The following is a 25,397-nucleotide window of genomic DNA, read 5'->3' on the forward strand; positions in this document are numbered from 1 at the left end:
TTTCTTACACAAATATTTATAACTATGAAAAAAATATTACTCTTTTTGTTTTTGTGCTTAGGAGTTACTGTTTCAGCACAACAACAAAACATACCTTATTCAATTAGTCCACCTACTTTTGAGGCGACTACTTCTATAACCATTACCATAAACGGTTCTTCTGTAAATGAGGCTTTATGGGGTGTTACGGGTAATGCCTTGTATCTTTGGTCTTGGTCTTTCGATATCAATAGAGCCAATTTGCAAGATTGTCCTACCAATGGTTCTTGGACCGCATCTAACGAAGCCAACCGATTTACCTACAACTCAGCAACTGATACCTACACTAAAACTTTTACGCCAACCGTTTTTTATAATAGAGCGTCTATTGGTAGAATTGGGTTTTTGGTAAAGGCCAAAGACGGAACTGGCGACAAAAAATCGCAAGATCACTTAGTTGATGTAGGTGTTTTTCAGGTAAACTTAACTAGTCCTGCTGAAAATAGTGCGACTATAATAGCCTCTGCTGGGAGTCTAAATATTGCAGCCAACAATAGTGGAGGCACTGCGAGTTATGTGCTTAAAGCAAATGGAGTAACACTTAATACTAATGCTGCTACTGCTAATTATAGTTTTAGTCATAGCAACATCACAGCTAATCAAAATTACGAACTTCAAGTAACGCAAGGAAATACTGTAATCATTAAAAAATTCAGTGCTATTGTAAATCCTAATGCAGTTAGTCAAGCAATTCCCGCTGGTTTAATTGATGGTATTAATTACAATTCAAGTGATGCAACTAAAGCGACATTAGTCTTGGATGCGCCTTTCAAAGACTTTGTTTACGTAGCTGGAAGTTTTAATAATTGGCAACCTACCGCAGCGTATGCCATGATAAAAGATCCAAATTCTACTAAATTTTGGTTGGAGTTAACTGGCTTAACATCGGGAGTAAATTATACCTATCAGTATTGGGTAGTTGATCAAACGCCTATTGCAGGAACACCGTCGTTAGTAAAAACGGCTGATCCCTATTCTACTTTAGTTTTATCTCCTTTTGATGATGGTGGTATTCCTGCTGCAAAATATCCAAATATGCCGGTTTATCCTGCGGGTCAGGAGCGTGAGGTAACAGTGTTGCAAACTGGTAAAACGCCTTATGCTTGGAGCGCTGCAACAACCAATTTTGTTAAACCTGCCAAAGAAAAATTGGTGGTTTATGAATTGTTAGTTCGTGATTTTGATGCCAATCGCAGTTACCAAGATTTGATTAATAAAATTGATTATTTTAAGAATTTAAAAATTAATGCGATCGAATTAATGCCTGTAATGGAGTATGAAGGTAACGAAAGTTGGGGATACAATACTTCCTTCCATATGGCATTGGATAAATTTTATGGTACATCAGATAAGTTGAAAGAATTCATCGACCTGTGCCATCAAAACGGAATCGCTGTTATTTTAGATGTGGCTTTGAATCACGCTTTTGGTAGAAATCCGATGCTTCGTATGTGGATGAATGATCCTGATGGTGATGGCTGGGGTTCTCCATCTGCAGAGAATCCATATTTTAATACCATGGCAATGCATAGTTATAATGTAGGGGAAGATTTTAATCACCAACAGCCAAGAACTCAAAATTATGTGCAACGCGTTATTAAACAATGGGTAGAAGAATATAAAATTGATGGTTTCCGTTGGGATTTAACCAAAGGTTTTACACAAAATTGTCCTGCAAATGTTCCGGGCGGTCAAGAAAATTGTACAGGAAACAGACAACAAGATCGCGTAGATGTATTGCGTAAGTATGCTGATTATTCTTGGAATCTAGATCCAACACATTACGTTATTTTCGAACATTTAGGTGGCAATGATGAAGAGCAGCAATGGGCTAATTATCGTTTGAACGAAACTCCTAGCAAAGGTGTTATGATGTGGGGAATTATGACTTTTGATTACAACAATCTTTCAAAAGGTAACTCTGGAAACATCTTTAGAATGAATGCTTCTAGCCGTGGTTTTAACGCACACCGTTTGATGGGTTATGCGGAGAGTCACGATGAGGAACGCTTGATGTACAACAATCTGCAATCAGGTAACTCAAGTAATGCAAACCATGATGTAAAGAATTTGAATGTGGCCTTGTCAAGAATGTCGGCGCTAGGTGCGGTTTCTCTTTTGGTTCCAGGACCAAAAATGATTTGGCAGTTTGGCGAATTAGGATGGGAAAAATCGATCTTTTCATGTAACAATGGTACTGTAAACTCTCCGTCAGATGCTACTTCTGGTGATTGTAAACTAGACACTAAACCACAACCGCAATGGACGGGTAATTGGTTAGGTGATACCAACAGAAGTAAAATTTACGACGATTGGGCTAAAATGATTACTTTGAAAACCATGGAGCCTGTGTTTTTAGGAACGGCGACTATTAATAACAGTAGTTCATTATTCCCAAATATTAAAATCACCAATAGTGAGTTAGCAACAAGTCAGTTGAAAGATGTGTTGATTGTGGCAAACTTCAATGTTATTGCTCAAAATGTACCTTCTGGTTTTCCCTATACTGGTACTTGGTATAATTTAATGGACAATACGCCACTTACAGTAATTAGTACCACGCAAACCATTACTTTGCAACCTGGCGAATTCAAAATTTTTGGTAATAAAACGGCTACTTTAGCTATTGCTGACTATGAAAAAGCAGAAACTTTGGTTTTGTATCCTAATCCAGCAGCTTCGTTTTTTACGTTGAATGAACCAATTGTAAAAGTAGAGGTTTACTCAATTACGGGTCAATTAGTTAAAAGCTTCAAAGGAACTGGAACTGTGGGACAATCTTTCTCAGTAAACGATTTGAATCAAGGGCTATATATCGTAAAGGCTACAAATGAAAATAATGCAGAAAAAGTGTTGAAGTTACTTAAAAACTAAACCTATTTGCAATAATTTAAAAAGGCTGCTTTAATTGTAAAGCAGCCTTTTTTTTGGTTTTCTGTTATAGTTTTCCTTGCCTAATTTCGTCTACGATTTCAGGATTTAGCAAAGTGGTAATGTCACCAAAATTGGTATCATCTCCTTCGGCAATTTTGCGCAAAATTCGACGCATGATTTTTCCAGAACGGGTTTTTGGTAACCCAGATACAAACTGAATTTTATCTAATTTGGCAATAGGTCCGATATGATCTGAGATGTGTTGGTTAATTTCTTTGCTTAGATTATCTCTATCGCGATATTCTCCGGTTTCTTTTAAAATCACAAAACCATACAAAGCATTTCCTTTAATATCGTGAGGGAAACCAACGATAGCTGATTCAGCAACTGCTGGATGTTCATTAATAGCATCTTCTATTGGAGCGGTACCTAAATTATGGCCTGAAACAATGACAACATCATCAACACGGCCAGTGATTCTGTAATACCCAACTTCGTCTCGCAAAGCGCCATCACCAGTAAAATATTTCCCCGGAAAGGTTGAAAAATAGGTTTCTTTATACCTTTGATGATCACCCCAAATGGTGCGTGCAATTCCCGGCCACGGAAATTTAATACACAAGCTACCTGTTACTTGGTTGCCTTCGATTTCATTTCGCTTTGGATCCATTAATACGGGTTGAATTCCAGGTAATGGTAAGGAGGCGTATGTTGGTTTTGTTGGAGTCACAAAGGCAATTGGCGAAATCATAATACCGCCAGTTTCGGTTTGCCACCACGTATCAACAACAGGGCATTTTTTATCACCCACGTGGTTGTTGTACCAGTGCCAAGCCTCTTCATTGATTGGCTCACCTACAGATCCTATTACTTTTAAGGAGGTCAATTGGTATCTTTGAACATACTCGATACTCTCTTTTGCCAAAGCTCTAATCGCTGTTGGAGCGGTGTAAAACTGCGTTACTTTATGTTTTTCGATCGTTTGCCAAAAACGACTAAAATCAGGATAGGAGGGAACGCCTTCGAAAATCACTGTGGTTGCTCCGTTTAACAATGGCCCGTACAAAATATAAGAATGACCTGTGATCCATCCGATATCAGCGGTACACCAAAATATATCATTGTCTTGGTAGTTAAAAACATTTTTGAATGTGTAGGCAGAGTAGACCATATAGCCGGCTGTGGTATGTACCATTCCTTTTGGTTTTCCGGTAGAGCCAGATGTGTACAAAATAAACAAGGGATCTTCAGCGTCCATAATTTCAGCTACATTATTATCAATAGCTTCATCTAATAAAGGTTGTAGCCATTGGTCGCGGCCTTCTTTCATATCAATTTTGCTGTGAATTCTCTTAGCAACCAAAACTTTTTCAACACTTGGGCAAGTTGTCAAAGCTTCGTCAACAATGCCTTTTAAGTCTATTGTTTTATTACCGCGGTAACCACCATCTGAAGTGATGACCATTTTACAAGCACTATCATTAATTCGAGCTGCCACTGCCGAGGCCGAAAAACCTGCAAAGACAACAGAGTGAATTGCTCCGATACGGGCACATGCTAAAGTTGCAATGGCTAATTCCGGAATCATTGGCAAATATATACACACACGATCTCCTTTTTCGATGCCTTGATCACGAAGCACGTTGGCCATTTTGCTTACACGCTCATACAATTCGTTATACGAAATATGCAAAGCTTCTTCATTAGGGTCGTTCGGTTCAAAAATAATAGCTGTTTTGTCACCTTTTTTAGCAAGATGCCTGTCGATACAGTTTTTGGTAATGTTTACTTTGGCACCGGTAAACCATTTTATTTCGGCTTCAGCCATATTAAAGTCGACTACTTTGTCCCATTGCTGGTACCAATTAAAATTTTCGGCAGCAATTTTGTCCCAGAATTTTTTGGGTTCACGAATAGATTTTTTGTAATGCTTAAAGTATTCTTCTAAATTGTTTATTTGATAGTAACTCATGATTAGTAAGGTATTTTATGTGTTGTATATTCCTATTTTATATTGTTGCAATGCGTTTTTTATTTCGTCAATTATGGCCTCGTCATCTATGGTAGATGGAGTACTAAACTCGGCGCCATCAGCAATACTGCGCATCATCTTGCGTAAAATTTTACCAGATCTTGTTTTGGGCAATCGATCTACAAGTACTACTCTTCGCAAAGAAGCAACAGCACCAATTTGCTTGCGAACCAGATTTACAATTTCATATTCTAACTGAAATTGCTCAATAGTACTTCCCGATTTAGCTACAATTAGTGCTAGTGGTACTTGCCCTTTTAAGTCGTCATGAATACCAATTACAGCGCACTCGGCTACATTGTTATGTGAGGCGACAACTTCTTCCATTTCAGCGGTTGATAAGCGATGGCCAGCCACGTTAATCACGTCATCGGTGCGACCTGTAATAAAGAGATAACCATCTTCATCTTTGTAACCACCGTCACCAGATAAATAATAACCGTCGAACTTGCTGAAGTAACTGGCTTGAAAGCGGGTCTCATTTTCCCAAATTCCTAATAAATTGCCGGGAGGCAAAGGCAATTTAATCACTACAAGTCCTTCTTCGTTGGCACTTAATTCTTTTCCGTTTTCATCAAAAATTCTAATATCATACCCACAAACTGCTTTGGTTGCTGAGCCCGGTTTAACAGGAAGTGCTTCAATACCTATTGAATTTGCAATCATTGGCCAACCAGATTCTGTTTGCCACCAATGATCAATCACAGGAATTGGGATGTGTTTTTGGTACCATTCAATCGTAGCTTGGTCGCAACGCTCTCCTGCTAAAAATTGATTTTTGAGGCAGCTTAAATCGTATTGTTTTATAAATATTCCATCAGGATCTTCTTTTTTAATGGCTCTAATAGCAGTTGGAGCCGTAAACATGGTGCCTACTTTATGCTCTGAAATAATGCGCCAAAAGGTACTGGCATCGGGGGTTTTTATTGGTTTTCCTTCAAAAATGATTGTCGTATTGCGGTTCAAGAGAGGTCCGTACAAAATATAACTGTGTCCTACTGCCCAACCCATATCAGATGCTGCCCAAAATGTTTCATCCTGTTCCACATTGTAAATGTGTTTCATTGAAAAAGTCAAAGCCACGGCATAACCTCCTGTGTCGCGAACAATTCCTTTAGGTTTACCAGTTGTTCCTGAAGTATACAAAATGTACAACGGATGGTTAGAAGGCAAAACCACGCAAGGTGTTTCGTCAGACCCATACACTAAGGCATCATAATCAACATCGTACTTTTTGAAGGGAATTCTTGCTCCAAGTTTTCGATTAAAAACAATTACCTTTTTAGGGCGGTGGTTGGCGAGTTCGATGGCTTCGTCCACCAATGGTTTGTAGGCGATTAATCGGTCGATTTCAATTCCCGATGAGGCTGTAATGATGGCTCTAGGTTTGCAGTCGTCTATTCTGATGGCCAATTCATGAGGTGCAAAACCGCCAAATACAACAGAATGTATCACGCCAATACGAGCACAAGCTAGCATGGCAAAGGCCGTTTGTGGAATCATGGGCATGTAAATAATGGCTGTGTCTCCTTTTTTTAATCCCAAAGACAATAATCCTCCTGCTAGACGGGCTACTTCAGAATGAACTTCTAAATAAGTGAATTTTTGTATGGTTTGTGTTACTGGCGAGTCATAGATGAAAGCTGTTTGATCACCAAATCCATCGGCAATATGCTTGTCTAGTGCGAGATAGCAAATATTTAATTCGCCATCTGGATACCATTGTGGATAACCATTTTTGTCCTCGGATAAAATAGTTTGTGGTTTTTTGAACCAATCAATTTTTTCGGCCTGTGCAGCCCAAAATGCTTCTGGTTCGGTTATGCTGTGGTTATAAATTTCGTTGTATTTCATGGTTTATAAGGAGTAATTAATCTACTAATTCATGAACTTGTTCTACTAGTTTTTTGACGGAGAAAGGCTTTACTACATATAGATTTGCTCCAAGAGCAAGACCTTTCTCGATATCTTTATCTTTGTTTTTTGCCGACAGAAATATGACTTTGCAATTCTGGAGACGCTCGTCTTTTTTAATTTGTTCCAGCGTAGCAAAACCATCTACCATGGGCATCATTACGTCTAAAATAATCACATCCGGCAATTGAATGCTTAAAATATCCAATGCTTCTTGGCCATCTCGGGCAATAAAAACTTCAAAATTATTTTTCTTGAAAGTATATTCGAGTGCCATTACAATATTGGGTTCGTCGTCTACAATTAAAATCTTCTTCATCTTTTAATTTTTTTCGGTGGTGTGGTAATTGGGTAGGGTAAAAACGAAAGTAGCTCCTTCTTGCTGCTCCTTTTCGGCCCAAATAGTTCCTTTATGGTGTTCTATAATTTGTTTGCAAATGGCCAATCCTAATCCGCTACCAATTGGTTTTTTAATATTCTGATTTCGGGATTGATAAAATTTATCAAATATTGCATCGGCATCTTCAGCAGCAATCGATTTGCCATTGTTGTGCATTTTTACTTCAACATGTTCCTCTTTTTCTTTTATCGAAATGGTTATTTTACCATTTGTGGTAGCACAAAATTTAATGGCATTCGATAATAAATTATGAACCACTTGCACGATGCGTTCTTCATCGTAAAAAGCTTTTATCTCAGTGTTTGCTTCGGCAAAATCTAATTTTATGTTTTTGTTTTTAAGTAACTGATTGACCGAGTTAATGGTTTTTGAAATAGTTTTGGATAGGTTGTTTTTTGACAAATAGATTTTTTGCTTGCCGGTTTCGAACTTTTCTAAATCTAATATTTTGTCAATCAAACGGTTCAATCTATCCGACTCCGAGATGATATTTTGTAAAAATTGCTTGCGTAATTCTTCTGGAAGTTCGTCATCGTCATGCAAAATTTCGCTTGCAGCACGAATGGCAGTAATTGGCGTGCGCAATTCGTGTGTTACAGTATCTAAAAATTCATCTTTTTGAATGTCTTTGTTTACGAGTTCTTGATTGGCCGTTTTTAGTTGTTCTGAAATGATTTTCAGTTCATTGGATGTGTCAGTTAGTTTTTTATTGATAATGATGTTTTCTTTTGACTCTTCGAGGATGCGTAAAACTTCGGGTAAGCTAATTTTATCTTCTTTAACCACACTCGAGATGAGTATTTTGGCAGATGCTGTACCGATGTGTCCGGTAAGTAAATTTTCGGCAAATTTGATAAAACGGGCATCGGCAGTGGTTACATCTTTATCGATATTGTACTTTAAGTTAAAAATGGTTAAGGCACGTTTGGTTCGGTCTTCGCCAAGGAATCGTTGTAGCACTTTTTGAATATCGGTGATGTATGCGGTTCCTTTCCATACAAATGCATTTTCGTGATTGGTAATATATTTGTCAATATCTACAAACATTTCGGCATAATTGCGCTCACGGTAATTGCCTTTAAAACTTACAGATACTGCGGCGTAACTCAAAATGTTAACTAGTAAGCTCCAAAAAAAAGCATGCGGAATCGGGTCTAAATAATCCAATCCAAAAAGTTGAAATGGTTTTAAAAGCGTGATTCCCCACGGACCTGCTTGAATAAAAAGACTAGTCGATTTTGTAATTCCAATTGCGTATGGAATAAGTAAGGTGTAAAAACAAGTCAGAAAACCCAATACAATACCTGTTACAGCACCATTTTTAGATCCTCTTTTCCAGAAAATAGCTCCAAAAAAGGAGGGTGCTAACTGCGCAATCACTACGAAAGCAACAAGACCGATAGAAACCAATGAATAATCTAGGATGAAGATGCGATAAATGGCATACGCCAAAATGATCAGCATAAAGATTCCTATTTTCCGACTGTTTACGATGCGTTTGTTGTTTTTTTGCTGCGAAGCATTTTCTAGTGAGCCGATAAATCCGTATGGAATTAATAAATTGTTACTTAACATGGTTGCTAAAGCAATTGACGAAACAATAATCATGGATATTGCAGCTGAGAAACCTCCTAAAAAAACCATAACGGTTAAAGTGGTGTTGTCAAAAAATTGTGGAATCAATAAGGAATACGTATCAGAGTTCAGGCCTTGTCCTTCAAAAAGTATGTTGCCTCCCCAAGCAATCGGGAATACAAAAATATTAAAAAGTAACAAATACAGCGGAAAAAGCCACACGGCCGTGCGAACATGACTTTCTTTGTTGTTTTCAACAATGGCACTATGAAATTGACGCGGCAATAAAAAGATAGCAAACATGGATAAAGTACACAGAAAAAACCAGTTGATTCCATTGCCAATACCGCCGATGGTATTTTTTTTATCAAAGTCTTTGAGTACAGCGGCTTTGGTATAAATATCGTCAAAGCCATCAAACACGAAATAAGTTACATACAAACCAACGATTAAGAAAAAAACGAGTTTCAAAATTGATTCCATCGCAACGGCAGTAATCATACCGCGTCTTTTTTCAGATGCATCGACATATTTTGTTCCATAATACGAAGCAAATAAGGCTAAGGCAAGGCACACGTAGGTCGTTGTGTCTGTAAAAATATTGTCAGTTGCAGCGGTTTGGGTAACAATATGAAAAGTATCCGAAATAGATTTTAACTGTAAAGAGATGTAAGGCAAAATGCCTACGATACAAATTAGAGTTACTAACGCGCCTAAAAAGCGACTGTTGCCATAGCGCAATGAGATAAAATCGGCAATACTCGATATTTTATTGACTCTGGATATGCGGATAATTTTTCTTAGGATGATAATCCAAGTTGGAATCACGAGTATCGGTCCTACATAAATGGGTAAATAACCTAATCCTGATTCGGCTGCTACACCAATGCTGCCGTAGTAGGTCCATGCGGTACAATAAACAGCTAATGAAAAAGAGTAAACGTAAGGATTATTGGTCCATTTAGAATGGTTCCTTTTTTCAGACCAATAGGCAATAAAAAAAAGAATTGACAAATAGAGCGCTAGTATCAGTAAAAGTCCAATGCTATTCATAATACCTTTTGATAATTAAAAATGAAATAGCAATTGAAAATAGCCAAACCGAAAAAATATAAATGTAGATAATAGGAAATCCAAATAAGGCTTTGGAGCTATCAAACAATAACAACAAAGGAATATTCAATGCTGCTAATATCAGCATAGAAAGGATAACCAATTTTTGTTCATGTCTTTTTTTCATTTTTACTTAGTGTTATAGCTTTGGTTTTGAAAGGTTTGTTGATAGACTTGGTAGTGTAACTTGACCGTTCAAAGTATAAAACAAGCAATCTCCACATGAAGATGTAGAGACTGCAAGTTTTTGCAAAAATTTTATTTAATTTTTTTGTTCGTCATAATCACCCATAATCGAGTAATAGCCAAATGTAACTAATCCGGCAACGATAAGAGGCAATAAGATGAAGAAGATAATAATTCCAAAAACTAAATCGTCTTGCTTACCCGATGATAGTTTTCCACCAAAGATATCAACACAATAATATGCCGTAGCCAACGCTAATAATATCCAAACGAAACCTAATATTTTTTTAATTGAATTCATAGTTCTCTATTTTAGTCGTGAAGTGTATTATTTTTTCTGTCGATATAAATCATTCCAATTACGAAACAAACTGCTGCAATGCCTATTGGATACCATAAACCTTCTAAATAAAATTCAGGATTACCACCATCTTTAGCAGAAGTTACAAAATAAGTAGAAATGGCTGGTAATAGTCCACCGAAAATACCGTTCCCAACATGGTAAGGCAATGACATTGAAGTGTATCGAATTTTAACTGGGAACATTTCAACAAGGAAAGCTGCAATAGGTCCGTAAACCATCGTAACAAAGATAACTTGAATAAAAACTAGAAAAACTAACATCCATTTGTCACCTTCATTAATTGTTTTGGTGATTTTGGTTTCGATTTTATCTTTTCCTTTATCGTCTACCATTAGTTTTCCAGCTTCGAAGTGCTTGGTTTGAATTTCTTCTACCGCTGTACCATCAGTATAAGTTTTGGTTGTGGTATAAATTGAATCCATTTTAGTAGCATCTACTTCTTTAATCGTTGGAACTACTTTTGTATTAGCAACAACTTCTGTTTTTAAAGTTAAGTCTGTTGTGGTATACATTTGTTTGTAAATCGGTCTGTAAGCTAAAAGGGCAATTAACATTCCTCCCATCATAATGTATTTTCGACCTACTTTATCACTCAACCAACCAAAAAACACGAAGAATGGCGTTCCTAAAATTAACGCAATTCCCAACAACATATCTACTTGAGAAGAATCGATAAATTGTACTGTTTTCAAGAAGTTCATGGCATAAAACTGACCGGTATACCAAACAACCCCTTGTCCCATAGTGGCTCCAAATAAAGCAAGAAGTACAAATTTCAAATTATAACGGTTACCAAAACTTTCTTTTAATGGATTTGTTGATGTTTTTCCTTCCGCTTTTGTTTTAGCAAAAACAGGTGATTCGTCCATGTTTTTACGAATTAAGTACGATACGAAAACCATTAAAATAGAAACCCAAAATGGTACTCTCCAACCCCAATCATCAAATGCTTCTTTCGAAAGTGCACTTTTTGTAATTAAAATTACCATCAACGAAATGAATAAACCTACAGTTGCAGTAGTTTGAATCCAAGAGGTCCAATAGCCTTTTTCGCCAGCAGGAGCATGTTCTGCTACATAAGTTGCAGCTCCACCATATTCACCACCCAAGGCTAAACCTTGTAATAAACGTAATATTAATACTAAAATTGGTGCGGCATAACCAATAGTTTCATAACTCGGAATACAACCAATGACAAAAGTAGCGCCACCCATTAACATTAGCGTTACCATGAAGGTATATTTCCTTCCGATTAAATCTCCTAATCTACCGAAGAATAAAGCTCCGAAGGGACGCACCACAAAACCAGCAGCAAAAGTGGCTAAAGTGGATAAGAAAGCTGCAGTTGGATTATCCGATGGAAAGAATTTTGTAGACAAGACTACAGCTAAACTCCCAAAAATATAAAAGTCGTACCATTCGATCATGGTTCCCATTGAAGAAGCGGAAATGACTTTCCAAATTCCTTTTGTTGATTTTGTACTCATATGATGTGTATTAAAGATGGTTTTATAAATAAATTTGAAGTTGCACTACAAAGTCTCCCAAAGATCCTGATCGATTGGTAAGTGAAGTATATACAGGTCTAGTAGAATATTGAGCGGTAATTTTGGCGTGGTGTCCGTCTAAGAAAAAGTTAGACCCAAGGTCAAATTGTGTACTTGACTGCGCTAAGGCGTCAAAATCTTTGTACGTTACCGCTCCAAATGGTTGAATTCTTACTTTAGGTTTCACTTCTTTGTTTGGTAATAAAAAACCAGCTTGTGTGTACCAAATGGTTCCCGATCCAATTGTAGGTTGCGCGGTTCCAGCTCCAGCAATAGCTCTATTTCCTGTAAAATTAGGATCAACACTTCCAATGTTCATGATTCCTACGTTACGAAGGTAATTTGGTCCAAAATCATAGTCGTATAAAACGCTGTAGGCTGTAACTGCCATTTTCTTTTCTTTTTTACCAACGGGTAAATCCATAAACGCATCCGCAGATAATAAAGTAATATCGTGCTTGTTGATGGTATTGTTTACAGAAGTTCTTGTAGCATCAGGAGCGGTATAAAAACCAGCACCCAAGTTAAATACTTTTTTGGTGCCCAAATAGCTTCCTACTTTGAATGGTAATACATTAGCTTCTTGATCTAAAAATTGATACTCTAAGTATCCTGCTTTAGACCATTTGGTTATGCCGCTATTGTCTACCGCAACCGCATTTGCGGCATTAGTGGTATTTACAGGAGCAAGGTTGGTTGCATAAGGTTTGTTGTAACTAAGGCGATACTCTAGTTTTCCGTACTTACCTTTAGCAAATAAACCTACTTGTCGTGCAAATTGATCTGAATTTTCAATCAAAGGCCAGTTGAAAATAGGAGCATCGATGGTAAGAAAGTTGAGTGTAGAACCCATCGTCATTCTAGAAAGACCCATGTAATAATGAAGTCCGGCACCTAATGACATACTGAATTTTTTATCTTTTTCAGGAAGTACAACTGCGTATTCATTCCAAGCATCGTGAAAAAACAAGCCCGGCTTTTTACCAGCGCCATAAGCTCCAGTACCAGTGCTACCTGCTGCGCCGCCATTGGTAAAAGTTTGATTGTTAATACCAAAATGAGTTAAAATCATGTAGCGCTTTGAGATTTGTGCGTAAGCCAAAAAACGAAGTCTTCGATTTCCGATATCGGTAGAAGTGGAGGTTGGTTCGCCATTGATCATGGTTCCCGGATTCATTTCAGAAGAGCGCATCCAAATTTGATTCCAGGCAATCACTCGCATGAATTTAGAACCGTCTTCGTTCAGGTTGAATTTCAGACCGCCTCCGTATTCTGTTGAGCCTTGAGAAAAACCTTTTAGCGATAGTAAGAGTACTGCGGCTGAAAAAAATATTTTTTTCATAATGAGAAGGTTGGTTAGTAAATGGTTTGTTAACTGAGTACCAAATTCTAATTTTTTCTCATTAAAAAAAATTTTAATATATATACGTGTAAAGTAGTATAGTTAATCTTTAAAACGTTCCCATTTTATGAGCATGAACTTATCTCCTAATTCAGTAATAATCATTCCTGCGCCTGATAATAGTTCCTTGTTTTTTAGGTATTCAATTAGTTCTAAGTGGCTTAAAATTTTATAAGTAGGGTGATAATTAGCGTGTGACGGTTTTTTGATATTAAATGATTTGACCCAATTGCTTATCGTAACGTGTGATACACCAATAATTCGTTCTATTTCACGGTAGCTCAATCCTTCCAAGTAAAGTTGTAGTGCCTTGGTAACATAATAGTCGTCAATCTTCTTACCTAGTTTGTTAACGGTAAAAAAATAAGCGCATTTTTTACATAAATAACGTTGCTTTTGGTTTACAATTCCACTCTTTGTTATCTGATTTCCTTGACATTTTGGACAGGCTAGTAATTCCATGTATATAAAATTTGCATAAATATAGCAAATTAGCATGATTGTAAATTCGAATTATCTAAAAAATATTCTAAAAATTTACACAGACTGTATTTTTATTGGTTTTTTCTTGTGTAATGAGTAAAAGTGGGGTTGAAATATACACTCCGCATTAAGTAGTGGTTAATCCAGATAAGAGGAGTATTTCATTTCAAATGAAATCTAATCTTTCGGTTTGCGATAAAAAATGGAATGCTCTGAGGTGGAAAGTTTCTAAAAAGTGTTTTTCAAAAAAAGTATTAAAAACAAAAAACCCGAATATTTCTATTCGGGTTTTGTGGTACCTCCAGGGATCGAACCAGGGACACATGGATTTTCAGTCCATTGCTCTACCATCTGAGCTAAGGTACCTCGCTGTTGCGGGTGCAAATATAGAAGCTTTTTTAGTTTCTCCAAAACATTTTTTAAAAAAAATCTATTCGTACCTTTGGCATTCTAAATTTCACAAAATGATACTAGTGGTTGATGTGGGGAATTCTAGAATCAAAGCGGCTGTTTTTGAGGGAGCTACGATTTTAGAGTTTTTTGTCTTTTCGAAAAATGAAGCAAAAATAAATTTTGAAAAAATTTTAAATAGTTTCAAAAAACTTCAAGATTTGGTGGTTTCTTCGGTTGCAGATCTCGAAAAAGAATTTTTTTTGACCTTTCAAGATCGAATAAATGTGCACTACATTTCACGCGAGGACGGTTTTCCTTTTCAAAACAATTATGAAACTCCTCAAACTTTAGGTTTAGACAGAATGGTGTTGGCAACAGGTGCGGTGTTAATGTATCCTTCGCAAAACAGATTAGTTATTGATGCGGGTACTTGTATTACCTATGATTTTATTGATGCAGCTGATTGTTATTTAGGAGGCGCTATTGCTCCCGGATTGCGTTTGCGTTATGAGTCTTTACATCATTACACAGCCAAATTGCCTTTGTTGCCCACCCACGTGCCTAAAGATTTAATTGGTGGTTCAACGCAGGAAGCTATTCACTCGGGTGTGGTTAATGGTATGATTGCCGAAATTGATGGTACAATTGATGCCTATAAAAAACGATATTCCAATTTTATAATAATTTTAACGGGTGGCGATACAGATTTTTTGGCTAAACGATTAAAAAATACCATATTTGCCAATTCATATTTCCTGCTGGAAAGTCTGAACCTACAATTTCATTATAAAATCAAAAAATGATCAAAAAATTTTTAGTTAGTTTCTGTTTGCTAGTGTCTCTAGTTTCATTGGCTCAAGAGGGAACTTCTTCTCCATACTCGTTTTACGGAATAGGGGATGTTCGATTTAGAGGAACTTTGGAATATCGTTCTATGGGAGAAATTGCTGTCGAGCAGGACAGTATTCATATGAATTTGCAAAATCCAGCAAGTTATGCACACTTAAAATTAACCACTTTTACATTAGGTGGTACACAATACACAACCAAGCTAAAATCGGATAGCAACTCAGCAAGCGCCCGAAGAACGGCACTAGATTATTTAGCAGTAGGTTTGCCTTTGGGTAAATTTGGTGTAGGTTTTGGTTTGATTCCGTACTCTTCTGTGGGTTATAAAATTAATTCTGAGTCATCAGATCCAGCTGTAAATAGCCGTCGTTTTGATGGAAAAGGAGGAATGAATAAAGTTTTTTTTGGTTTAGCATACAAAATTACGCCAACATTTAGCATTGGTGCTGATGTGAATTATAATTTCGGAAAAATTGAATCCAACAATTTTGAGTACGTAAATGATGTCGCTATTGGGACTCGAGAGTTGAATACTGTTGATTTTTCAGGCGTTAATTTTAATGCAGGGCTTATGTATCAACGTAAGTTAAACAAGAAATTGTCTCTTTTTAGCAGTGTAACCTACAGTTTAGAGAGCACATTAACAGCTCAAAATACACGTAACATTGCAACTGCCTTATACAATTCTAACTTTGACATAGCGATCGTTGATCTTTTAGAGGAACAAGTTTCAGAACGGAAACTAAAAATACCAAGCAAGTACGTCGCACAAGTTGGTATTGGTCAAGCTAGAAAATGGCTTTTTGGAGTTGGATACACTATGCAAGATGCGGGATCGTTAGCAAATAGTTACAATGCGCTTGCCAATGTATCTTACGAAAAAGCTTCAAAATATACTGTGGGTGGTTACTATATTCCTAATTATAATTCGTTTTCAAGTTACGCAAAACGTATTGTATACAGAGGTGGTTTTAGATACGAAAATACAGGTTTGGTAATCAATTCTCAAGCGGTGAATAATGCTGCTTTAACATTAGGGGTAGGAATGCCTTTAAGCGGAACGCTTTCTAATATTAATATTGGCTTAGAGTTTGGTCAGCGTGGTACAACCAAATCAAACTTGGTACAAGAAAATTATGCTAACGTTAGCATTGGTTTTTCATTAAACGACCGTTGGTTCCAAAGACGTAAATTCGACTAATAAACTACTGTGCCCAATGGTGCAGCATATCTTATGAACTTATTTTTTAAAAATAGTAGCAAATGGGTGTTGATGAGTGCTGCTATGCTCGTTATTTTTAGTTGTGAAAGCAATTTTAAAGAAGTTCAAAAAATCAACTTTTCGGAATTTGTTCCCAATAGCGATGCCGACGCGGTAGATTTAAAATACACTGACTCGGGCAGAATAACGGCTGTTTTGCTAAGTAAAAAAATGTTAGATTACTCTAGTGTTGATTTTCCTTTTACCGAATTCCCAAAAGGCATTGATGTAACTTTGTTTGATAAAAACCAAAAGAAAACCTTCATTAAGGCAGATTATGCGGTTTCGTATAAACGAACTAATATCATTGATTTACAAGGTAAAGTGAAAATTTATACCGAGCTAGGACAAATGCTTGAAACAGAGCAGTTGTATTATGATCAAAAAAACGAATGGTTTTTTACCGAACGCAAATTTAAATTATCAGATCCTAAAGGCGTTTCTAACGGACAAGGAATTGATTTCAGTAAGGATTTTAAAGTGATCAACTCTCAAAAAATCACAGGCGAATTAGAGTCTAACGAATAAAACCAATTATCATGAAATATTTACAATTTACTCAATACGTTTATCTTTTTTTTGCAGCTTATTTAATATATGATGGTATTACTAAAGTACTTGATCCTACTTTGGGTACACCTTGGTTGAGTTTTATGATTGCAGCTCTTGCAGTTTTCATGTTTTTCTTCCGCAGGAAATTTGCTCGTAAATTCGAGGACAGAAATAAAAAAGTCTAAATAAGTGGAGTTTGGTATTATCATATCGTGTTTAATACTAAGCGCTTTTTTTACCGGAATGGAGGCTGCTTTTGTTTCCTCAAATAAAATTTATCTTGAAATCGAAAAAAAGCAAGATAATTTCTTCTCTACCATACTAAACAAACTTACCGAAAAACCATCGCGTTTTCTTGTTGCAATGCTAACAGGTAATTCCATTGCAATTATTGTTTTTGGTATTCAGTTTAGTCACGCAATTCGATTGTATTGTGCAGAGCAACAATTTAATTTGCCAGCGGTTGTTCTTTATGGGCTTCAAATTGTTTTAGCTGTTTTGGTTTACGGTTGCACCGCTGGTTGGTTGCCTAAAGTCTTTTTTCAAATTTATGCCAATTCGCTGATTAAGTTTTTTGCGGTTCCGGCTTATTTTTTCTACCTCATTTTTTCGCCATTAGCAGGTCTATTAATTTATTTTTCTGATCGCATTTCTAAATTCATTTTTAGGAATTCTGATGACGGAGTTCCTTTGTTTTTTACCAAAATAGAATTAGGAGATTATATCACAGAGCAAATGAACTCTATTGATGAAGCTACAGAAATTGATACTGAAATCGTTATTTTTCAAAATGCTTTAGAGTTTTCGGGGGTCAAAGCGCGAGAAGTCATGACGCCAAGAACAGAAATTGTTGCGGTAGAAGTCACTGATGATGTGTTCAAATTACTGGATACTTTTATAAAAACTGGTTATTCTAAAATCATGGTTTTTGATGATTCTTTGGATAATTGCTTAGGTTACGTACACTCCTTTGAAATGTTTAAAAAACCGGAGTCGGTTGAATCAGTAATGATCAAAGCGGAGTTTGTTCCCGAAACGATGTTGATTAAAGATGTGCTGAGCTTATTGACAAAAAAACGTAAGAGCATGGCAGTTGTGCTTGACGAATACGGCGGTACCGCTGGTGTGCTTACTATTGAGGATATTGTTGAAGAACTTTTTGGAGAAATTGAAGATGAACACGATCTCGATGAACTCCTTATTGAGCAAGATTTAGGAAAAGGCAAATATGTCTTCTCTGCAAGATTAGATGTGAGTTATTTGAATCAAACGTATAAATTACAAATTCCAGAGTCGGACGCATACGAAACACTTGGTGGATATCTGGTCGATTTTGTAAAGGAAATACCCTTAAAAAACACTGTTATTGCCATCGATAAGTTTCAATATACCATTGTTGCAGCATCAAATAAGAAAATAGAAATCGTTAAAATGAATGCCCAAGACTGATTTTTATTAGGAAAACAAAAATTCTTGTAAAATAAAACGCTACTAGTATAATTATTAATTAGATAATTGTATTTTCGCAAACTGAATATAAAAATTAACAACAATAAAATGGCAGTTTTACAAAAAATTAGACAACGTTCACTTCTCTTGATACTTGTTATCGGGTTTTGTTTATTAGCATTTATCATAGGTGATATATTCAATAGTGGTGGTTTCAGTAGTACATCAAAAGATGTAGGAAGCATTGATGGAAAAGATATTTCATTCGAAGATTTTAGAGTAAAAGTAAGCAATGTAGAAAAAAGCGGCCAAGGTATTACATCTACTCAAGCAGCTAATCAAGTGTGGGAGCAAGAAGTATCTATTGCTTTATTGACTTCTGAATTCGAAAAGTTAGGTTTAAGAGTAGGTGAAAAACATTTATTAGAGGTTTTAAAGTCAGATCAAAACATCGGTGGAAACCCTTTGTTTTTGAACGCAGCAGGAGCTTTCGATGTTACTAAATTCAAACAATATTTCAAGTCAAACCCAGAACAAGCTCAATTCTTAAAAGATAGAGAAAAAGATGCTGATTTGAATGCAAAGTTTCAAATGTACAACACAATGATCAAAGCTGCTGTGTACACTACTGAAAGCGAAGCGAAGATGAAATACGAAATGGAGTCAAATAAAGTAAACTTTGCATACGTTGCAGGTTTGTACTCTACCATTAAAGATAGTGATGTAAAAATCACCGACGCTGAAATTCAAGATTTCATGGCGAAAAACAAAAAGAAATACAAAGCGGATGAGTCTCGCGAAGTGGATTATGTTTTAATAGAAGACAAGCCATCTGCAGCTGATGAAGCAGAAGTAAAATCTAAAATTAATGCGTTGTTATCGGGAAGCGTAGTGTACAACCAAACTACTGGTAAAAATGATACTGTTGCAGGTTTCAGAAATACTAAAAATGTAGTTGATTTTGTAAACTCAAATTCTGATGTTCCTTACGACTCAACTTATATCGCTAAGAAAGATTTACCTGCAGTAGATGCTGATAAATTATTCAACCTTGCTCCAGGTGCAGTTTATGGACCTTATACATTTGGTAAATACTACTGTATTTCTAAATCATTAGGGATGAAAGCAGGAGTAAATGCAAAAGCAAGTCATATCTTAATTGGTTACGAAGGATCTCAAACTCCTAGCCAAAAAGAAAAAAGAACAAAAGAGGATGCAAAAGAAAAAGCAGAAGCCCTTTTGGCTCAAGTACAAGCAAATCCTGAAAGTTTCATGATGTTGGCTTTTACAAACTCAGATGATTCTTCAGCACAACAAGGTGGTGATTTAGGAACTTTTGGTCCTGGCCAAATGGTAAAACCATTCAATGATTTTGTTTTCGCAAATCCAATTGGAAAAATAGGTTTGGTAGAAACGCAGTTTGGTTTTCATATCATCAAAGTAACTGACAAGCAAGACGGAATTCGTTTGGCAACAGTAGCTCAAAAAATTGAGCCATCTGAAGCTACTTCTGATAAAATTTTCACACAAGCTACTAAGTTAGAAATGGATGCTGCAGGACAAGATTTGGCTAAAGTAGCTAAAGGATTAGGCCTTACAGTTGCACCTGCTGCAAGTGTAAAAGCAATGGATGAAAACTTTGGACCGTTAGGAAACCAAAGATCTATTGTAAGATGGGCTTTTGAAAAAGGAGTAAAAGTTGGTGATGTAAAACGTTTTGAAGTTCCAAATGTTGGTCACGTAATTGCTAAATTGAAAAATATTGACAACTCTGGTTTGATAGCTGTTTCAGTAGCTAGACCATACGTTGAGACAATCTTGAAAAACAAAAAGAAAGCCGAGTTAATCAAAGCTAAAATGACAGGTTCGTCACTTGAAGCTATTGCAAAAGCAGTTGGTGGAACGGTACAACAAGCTACAGGTATTACAATGGAAAATGCGATGTTACCAAACGTAGGGCCAGAACCAAAAGTAGTAGGTAATGCATTTGCTCTAGCTACAAATAAAGTATCTGCTCCTATTGAAGCGAATACAGGTGTTTACGTTGTTAAAAATACAAGTACTGTTAAAGCGCCAGCTCTTAAAAACTATGCTGCTTACGTTACTAAGTTAAAAGCACAAAGTGCTGCAGACGCAAATAGAGTAGTACCTGCTTTAAAAGCTAACGCTAAAATTGAAGATAACAGATTAGACTTTAATTACTAGTTCAATCTTACCAAATATAAAAAACCCGATACTTTTTGAGTATCGGGTTTTTTGTTTAAGCCAGTTTGTATTGATGTTTCTTATTTCAAAGGATGTTTTTATCAGACACAATAACGCAGCGTAGCCTATTGCTGGTCTAAAATCATTTCTTCAAAGGGAATTGCCGTTTCAAATCCTTTGGCATTAAAATAAGCTGTCGGGTTTGTTGTAGATGCCGCTAAAAGAAAATCGCCGCCCCAAGCGCCTAAACTTTTTATTGTCCCGTCAAAGTCGGGAAATAATTGTTTTTGAACAGTTGGAGTTTCTAACATCGCACTCAAATTGTTTTCGTGTTCTCTTAAAACAGTTTCAAAGTCAGCCAACGTTTTCGCTTGATAAGCTGCTTTTGTCAAATTGTTTGTGGCAATTATTATTTCGGCTAAGTTCGTTTTTTTATTTCTTTGATAAGCTTCAATAGCGGCTTTGCTATTCTGCTTTTTATTCAGGTATACAAAATAAAGGTCTTTGGTGAATTCTGGATGAAATTCAATTGGCTCTACTGTTGGTTGTCCTGCTTTTATTTCAAATACAATTGGAGAATTGTTTTGAGCGCAAGCAATATCATAACCGCTGCCGCCAAAGCTATTTTTTAAGAGTGTGAAGGCATCAATTTGCAACCACTGCCCAATGTTGTTGATTAAGGTAGAAGAAGTGCCTAAGCCCCAGTTTCTAGGAAATGTAAGCTCGGTGCGAACGCTGTATCCTTTTTCAGTATTTAAAAAATTGGGATTCATTTTATAACCTTCATGCAATATCTCAATCAATGTGTTTTTTACGGAAGATGTATTCTCGGTTTTTCCTGTTTTGATTTCCTCAAATGACAAGCTGTCTTCAAACCAAATCGTTCCATCAAAGTCAAGGCTTTTCCAATAAATTTGCTCTTTTTTGCCTTCTTCAACAATTAAATTTTGTCCTTTTTTGGTGGGTAGTGCAAAAGCTTGAGCGCCATCAAGAACAAGGTATTCGCCTGTAATTAATAGTTTGCCATTGCTATAAAATGTCTTTTTCATGTAATTAATATTACCGCTATTTTTATTTGCAGAATAGTGTGTTTATTGGCGCAAACTTTCGGTGAAAGCTACTACGGCGTTATGTGATACGGCGTTGTTTTCAAAATGTTTTTGAATAGCAATACGCTCTTCTTTCGTGGCTTCTAGCTGATTCAAGATATTATTCAAATGCATTTTCATGTGTCCTTCTTGAATCCCTGTTGTGGTTAAAGAGCGCAAGGCAGCAAAATTTTGTGCCAAGCCTGCCACGGCCACAATTTGCATCAGTTCAGGAGCTGATGGTTTTTCGAGCATTTCTAATGATAATTTTACCACAGGATGCAAAGAGGTAAGTCCGCCCACAGTGCCTAATGCTAAAGGTACATCAAGCCAAAAAGTGAATATACCGTTCTCTATTTTTGCATGCGACAAACTACTATATTGACCTTTGCGTGAAGCATAGGCATGCACACCTGCTTCTATGGCGCGAAAATCGTTTCCTGTTGCAAGCACGACTGCATCAATACCATTCATAATTCCTTTGTTGTGCGTAACTGCGCGGTAAGGTTCAACTTCGGCAATTTGAACGGCTTGTACAAACTTAGTAGCAAATTCTTCCGGATTTGGTATTTCTTTATCCTTCAAATCTTCAATCGGGCACGATACTTCGGCACGCACTAAACAATTAGGTACATAATTCGATAAAATACTCATTACAACCTCAATTTCACTCTCAGTTTCATTAAAAAGGCTGTAATTCTTAGCTTCTGCTTGTAAAGTTTTTGCAAATTGTTCCAGACACGAATTGATAAAATTGGCGCCCATGCTGTCTTTGGTATCAAAGGTGGCATGCAATTGAAAATAATTGGGTAGTAAATTGGTTTTGTCTCTTAGTTCAATGCCGGTTATTCCACCACCACGTTTTTGCATGTTGGCGGTGATTGAAGCTGTGGCAGTATAAAATTGTTCTTTGATTTGCGCGAAAAACAAATTGAGTTTAGATACTTCGCCTTGGTACAAAAAGTGAACTTGACCAATTTTTTCGGTATCGATAATAGTGGTTTTAAAGCCGCCTCGAGTTGCCCAAAATTTGGCTGCTTTTGAGGCTGCTGCAACTACTGAACTTTCTTCAATAGCCATTGGAATAGTGGTGTATTTATCGTTTATGAGGAAATTTGGCGCCACACCAAGCGGAATATAAAAATTGGTAATGGTGTTTTCTATAAATTCATCATGCAGTTGTTGTACTTTTTCGTCTGTGTTCCAGTAATTTTTCAACAAGGCGGTGGCCTCGTTTGGCGTTGAAAAATAGGTATTGGCAATCCATTTTATTTTTTCTTCTTTGGATAATTTCGAAAATCCACTTATGGCCTTGTTCATTCTCAATTGATTATAATATGCTGTCTACAAAGATACATTTTTGACAGTTTTAAAAAGCATCTAAATGAATCCTAATCGCGGTTTATTTTTGAGATTGTTTTTTACATTTAACATATAAAATGGCTCATATTTGTAATTTTTTCACTAAAATTGACGGTTTTTATCTTTAAATATATATTATGTATTCTAAAAAAATTATGGTGTTGTTTTTGTTCGTGTGTTTGAACCTTGTTGCACAGCAAAAAATTACCATCGATGAAATTTACAACGGAACTTTTCGAACGCAAGGAATGGACGAATTGCAGTCCTTAAAAAATACCAATCAATACACCGTTTTGAATGCAGATAGGGCTAGCCGAAGCATGCAAATTGATTTATATGATTTTGCAACACTCAAAAAAGTATCTACACTAATTGATACCAAAGGTTACAAAGAATTAGCAAATGGTATTGACAGTTATACTTTTGACGCAAGTGAAAAATTGATTCTTTTGGCTTGTAACAGCAATCCTATTTTTCGTCATTCCTTCACAGCAGATTATTTCTTATACGATACAACTACGAAAAAGTTAACTACTCTTTTTGATTTTCAGGTACAAGAGCCTACTTTTTCACCTGATGGAAAAAAAATAGCCTATGCTCGTGAAAATAATTTGTTTGTTTACGATGTAGCAACAGCTACAAGCACTGCAATAACTACCGATGGTTTAAAAAATAGTGTTATCAATGGTATTACTGACTGGGTTTACGAAGAAGAGTTTGCTTTTGTAAGAGCTTTTGATTGGAGCGCCGATAGTAAAAAAGTAGCTTTTATTCGTTTTGATGAAAGCGCTGTTCCTGAATTTTCAATGTCAATGTTCGGCAAAGAGTTATATCCGTTCATGCAAACTTTCAAATACCCAAAAGCTGGAGAGAAAAATGCAACTGTATCTTTGCACGTGTATGATGTTGCCACAAAAGCTAAAAAAGATATCGACTTAAAAAATTACAACGATTTTTATATTGCCCGTTTAAAATGGTCAACAGATGCAAATGTTTTATCAGCGCAAGTTTTAAACCGTCATCAAGATAATTTAGATTTACTTTTTATTGACGGAAACACAGGTGCCGTAAAAGTAGCTTTAAACGAAAAAGATAAAGCGTATGTTGATGTAACTGATAATTTGACCTTCTTAAAAGACAACAGTTTTATTTGGACTTCAGAGAAAGACGGTTTCAATCATATTTACTGGTACGATAAAAACGGAAAATTAAAAAATCAAGTAACTAAAGGCAATTGGGAAGTAACAAGCTACTATGGCCTTGATGAAAAAACAAAAACTATTTTTTACCAATCGGTAGAGAACGGTTCTATTAACAGAGATGTGTACCGCATAGGTTTAGATGGTAAAAATAAAGTACGTTTATCACAAGCAACAGGTACTACAAGAGCTACTTTTAGCCCTAACTTTCAGTATTTCATCAGTACTTTTTCAAGCGCAACGGTACCAACTAAATACACTTTGAACGAGTCAAAAGTGGGTAAAGAAATTCAAGTGATTCAAAGCAACGAAGGACTTTCAAAACGTTTAGAAGCATATAACTTACCTACTAAAGAATTTTTTGTTCTAAAAACAGCTAAAGGTAATGAGTTGAATGCTTGGATGATCAAGCCAAAAGATTTTGATCCTGCAAAAAAATATCCAGTATTTATGTATCAGTACTCTGGTCCAGGTTCACAACAAGTAAACAATGATTGGAATGGCACAGATGATTATTGGTTCATGATGTTATCGCAGCAAGGTTATATTGTAGCTTGTGTTGACGGACGTGGAACTGGTTATAAAGGTGCTGATTTCAAAAAAGTGACGCAATTGCAGTTAGGGAAGTACGAAGTAGAGGATCAAATTGATGCTGCCAAAGTAATAGGCGACTATACATTTGTGGATAAAAACAGAATTGGTATATTTGGCTGGTCGTTTGGTGGATTTATGGCTTCTAATTGTATTTTGAAAGGGAATGACGTGTTTAAAATGGCTATTGCGGTTGCTCCAGTAACCAACTGGCGTTTTTACGATAGCGTGTACACAGAGCGCTACATGCAAACCCCACAAGAAAATGCGAGTGGCTACGATGATAATTCGCCGATAAACCACGTGAATAAATTGAAAGGAAAGTATTTGTTGATTCACGGTTCAGGAGATGATAATGTGCATGTGCAAAATACGATGCAAATGATGGAAGCTTTAATTCAAGCGAACAAACAATTTGACTCTCAAATTTATCCAGACAACAATCACGGGATTTATGGAGGTAAAACACGAGTACAATTGTATACAAAAATGACCAATTTTATTAAAGAGAATTTATAA

19 protein-coding genes and 1 tRNA gene are annotated in these 25,397 nt (G+C 36.3%); 8 read left to right on the top strand and 12 right to left on the bottom strand.

The features are described 5' to 3' along the window. The first annotated feature begins 24 nt into the window (after positions 1-24). A complete protein-coding gene (locus ACXX8U_RS00720; protein WP_458564184.1) occupies positions 25-2,913 on the top strand; it encodes an alpha-amylase family glycosyl hydrolase in 2,889 nt (962 codons plus the stop codon). A gap of 64 nt (positions 2,914-2,977) precedes the next feature. Here the strand turns inward: ACXX8U_RS00720 and acs are convergent, their stop codons facing one another. The 10 genes from acs to ACXX8U_RS00770 form a co-directional block, all read right to left on the bottom strand. Next, a complete protein-coding gene (gene acs, locus ACXX8U_RS00725) occupies positions 2,978-4,885 on the bottom strand; it encodes an acetate--CoA ligase (protein ID WP_458564185.1) in 1,908 nt (635 codons plus the stop codon). Positions 4,886-4,900: 15 nt separating this feature from the next. Continuing rightward, complete coding sequence (locus ACXX8U_RS00730; protein WP_458564186.1) at positions 4,901-6,799, bottom strand: acetate--CoA ligase; 1,899 nt, start codon at positions 6,797-6,799, stop codon at positions 4,901-4,903. Between the two features lie 16 nt (positions 6,800-6,815). Beyond that, positions 6,816-7,178: a response regulator transcription factor gene (locus ACXX8U_RS00735; protein ID WP_458564187.1), complete on the bottom strand. Its 363-nt coding sequence runs from the start codon at positions 7,176-7,178 to the stop codon at positions 6,816-6,818. A gap of 3 nt (positions 7,179-7,181) precedes the next feature. Further along, positions 7,182-9,887, bottom strand: a complete 2,706-nt coding sequence (locus ACXX8U_RS00740; protein WP_458564188.1) for an ATP-binding protein — start codon at positions 9,885-9,887, stop codon at positions 7,182-7,184. Further along, positions 9,880-10,074 carry a hypothetical protein gene (locus ACXX8U_RS00745; RefSeq protein ID WP_166135906.1) on the bottom strand — a complete coding sequence of 65 codons (195 nt, stop codon included), beginning with the start codon at positions 10,072-10,074 and terminating at the stop codon, positions 9,880-9,882. Before ACXX8U_RS00745 ends, ACXX8U_RS00740 begins: the two co-directional genes overlap by 8 nt. Before the next feature lie 135 nt (positions 10,075-10,209). Beyond that, complete coding sequence (locus ACXX8U_RS00750; RefSeq protein WP_458564189.1) at positions 10,210-10,434, bottom strand: DUF6814 family protein; 225 nt, start codon at positions 10,432-10,434, stop codon at positions 10,210-10,212. A gap of 11 nt (positions 10,435-10,445) precedes the next feature. Continuing rightward, complete coding sequence (locus tag ACXX8U_RS00755; protein WP_236364005.1) at positions 10,446-11,984, bottom strand: MFS transporter; 1,539 nt, start codon at positions 11,982-11,984, stop codon at positions 10,446-10,448. Between the two features lie 22 nt (positions 11,985-12,006). Continuing rightward, a complete protein-coding gene (locus ACXX8U_RS00760) occupies positions 12,007-13,386 on the bottom strand; it encodes a porin (RefSeq protein WP_458564190.1) in 1,380 nt (459 codons plus the stop codon). 102 nt (positions 13,387-13,488) lie between these two features. Then, positions 13,489-13,908 carry a transposase-like zinc-binding domain-containing protein gene (locus ACXX8U_RS00765; RefSeq protein WP_166135918.1) on the bottom strand — a complete coding sequence of 140 codons (420 nt, stop codon included), beginning with the start codon at positions 13,906-13,908 and terminating at the stop codon, positions 13,489-13,491. A gap of 314 nt (positions 13,909-14,222) precedes the next feature. Beyond that, positions 14,223-14,295, bottom strand: a tRNA-Phe gene (locus tag ACXX8U_RS00770). 98 nt (positions 14,296-14,393) lie between these two features. On the opposite strand from ACXX8U_RS00770, the gene ACXX8U_RS00775 reads away from it, so the two are divergent. The 6 genes from ACXX8U_RS00775 to ACXX8U_RS00800 all read left to right on the top strand — a co-directional run bounded on the left by ACXX8U_RS00775 (position 14,394) and on the right by ACXX8U_RS00800 (position 20,638). Further along, complete coding sequence (locus ACXX8U_RS00775) at positions 14,394-15,125, top strand: type III pantothenate kinase (RefSeq protein WP_458564191.1); 732 nt, start codon at positions 14,394-14,396, stop codon at positions 15,123-15,125. Then, positions 15,122-16,372, top strand: a complete 1,251-nt coding sequence (gene bamG / locus ACXX8U_RS00780; RefSeq protein WP_458564192.1) for a BamG family beta-barrel-assembly machinery protein — start codon at positions 15,122-15,124, stop codon at positions 16,370-16,372. Before ACXX8U_RS00775 ends, bamG begins: the two co-directional genes overlap by 4 nt. Positions 16,373-16,444: 72 nt before the next feature. Beyond that, positions 16,445-16,960 (top strand): LPS export ABC transporter periplasmic protein LptC, encoded by a 516-nt coding sequence (gene lptC, locus ACXX8U_RS00785; protein WP_394369383.1) that lies wholly within the window; start codon positions 16,445-16,447, stop codon positions 16,958-16,960. Between the two features lie 11 nt (positions 16,961-16,971). Continuing rightward, positions 16,972-17,169, top strand: coding sequence for a hypothetical protein (locus tag ACXX8U_RS00790; protein ID WP_458564193.1), 198 nt, complete (start codon positions 16,972-16,974; stop codon positions 17,167-17,169). 4 nt (positions 17,170-17,173) lie between these two features. Beyond that, complete coding sequence (locus tag ACXX8U_RS00795) at positions 17,174-18,433, top strand: hemolysin family protein (protein ID WP_458564194.1); 1,260 nt, start codon at positions 17,174-17,176, stop codon at positions 18,431-18,433. A 108-nt stretch (positions 18,434-18,541) separates the two neighbouring features. Beyond that, on the top strand, positions 18,542-20,638 hold the full coding sequence (locus ACXX8U_RS00800; RefSeq protein ID WP_458564195.1) for a peptidylprolyl isomerase: 2,097 nt from the start codon (positions 18,542-18,544) through the stop codon (positions 20,636-20,638). A 125-nt stretch (positions 20,639-20,763) separates the two neighbouring features. Here ACXX8U_RS00800 and ACXX8U_RS00805 read toward each other — a convergent pair whose 3' ends face one another. Then, positions 20,764-21,687, bottom strand: coding sequence for a GYDIA family GHMP kinase (locus ACXX8U_RS00805; protein ID WP_458564196.1), 924 nt, complete (start codon positions 21,685-21,687; stop codon positions 20,764-20,766). Positions 21,688-21,729: 42 nt separating this feature from the next. Then, a complete protein-coding gene (locus tag ACXX8U_RS00810) occupies positions 21,730-23,046 on the bottom strand; it encodes a hydroxymethylglutaryl-CoA reductase, degradative (protein ID WP_458564197.1) in 1,317 nt (438 codons plus the stop codon). Positions 23,047-23,225: 179 nt separating this feature from the next. On the opposite strand from ACXX8U_RS00810, the gene ACXX8U_RS00815 reads away from it, so the two are divergent. Continuing rightward, positions 23,226-25,397 carry a S9 family peptidase gene (locus ACXX8U_RS00815; protein WP_458564198.1) on the top strand — a complete coding sequence of 724 codons (2,172 nt, stop codon included), beginning with the start codon at positions 23,226-23,228 and terminating at the stop codon, positions 25,395-25,397.

This window comes from Flavobacterium sp. GNP001, assembly GCF_054343775.1.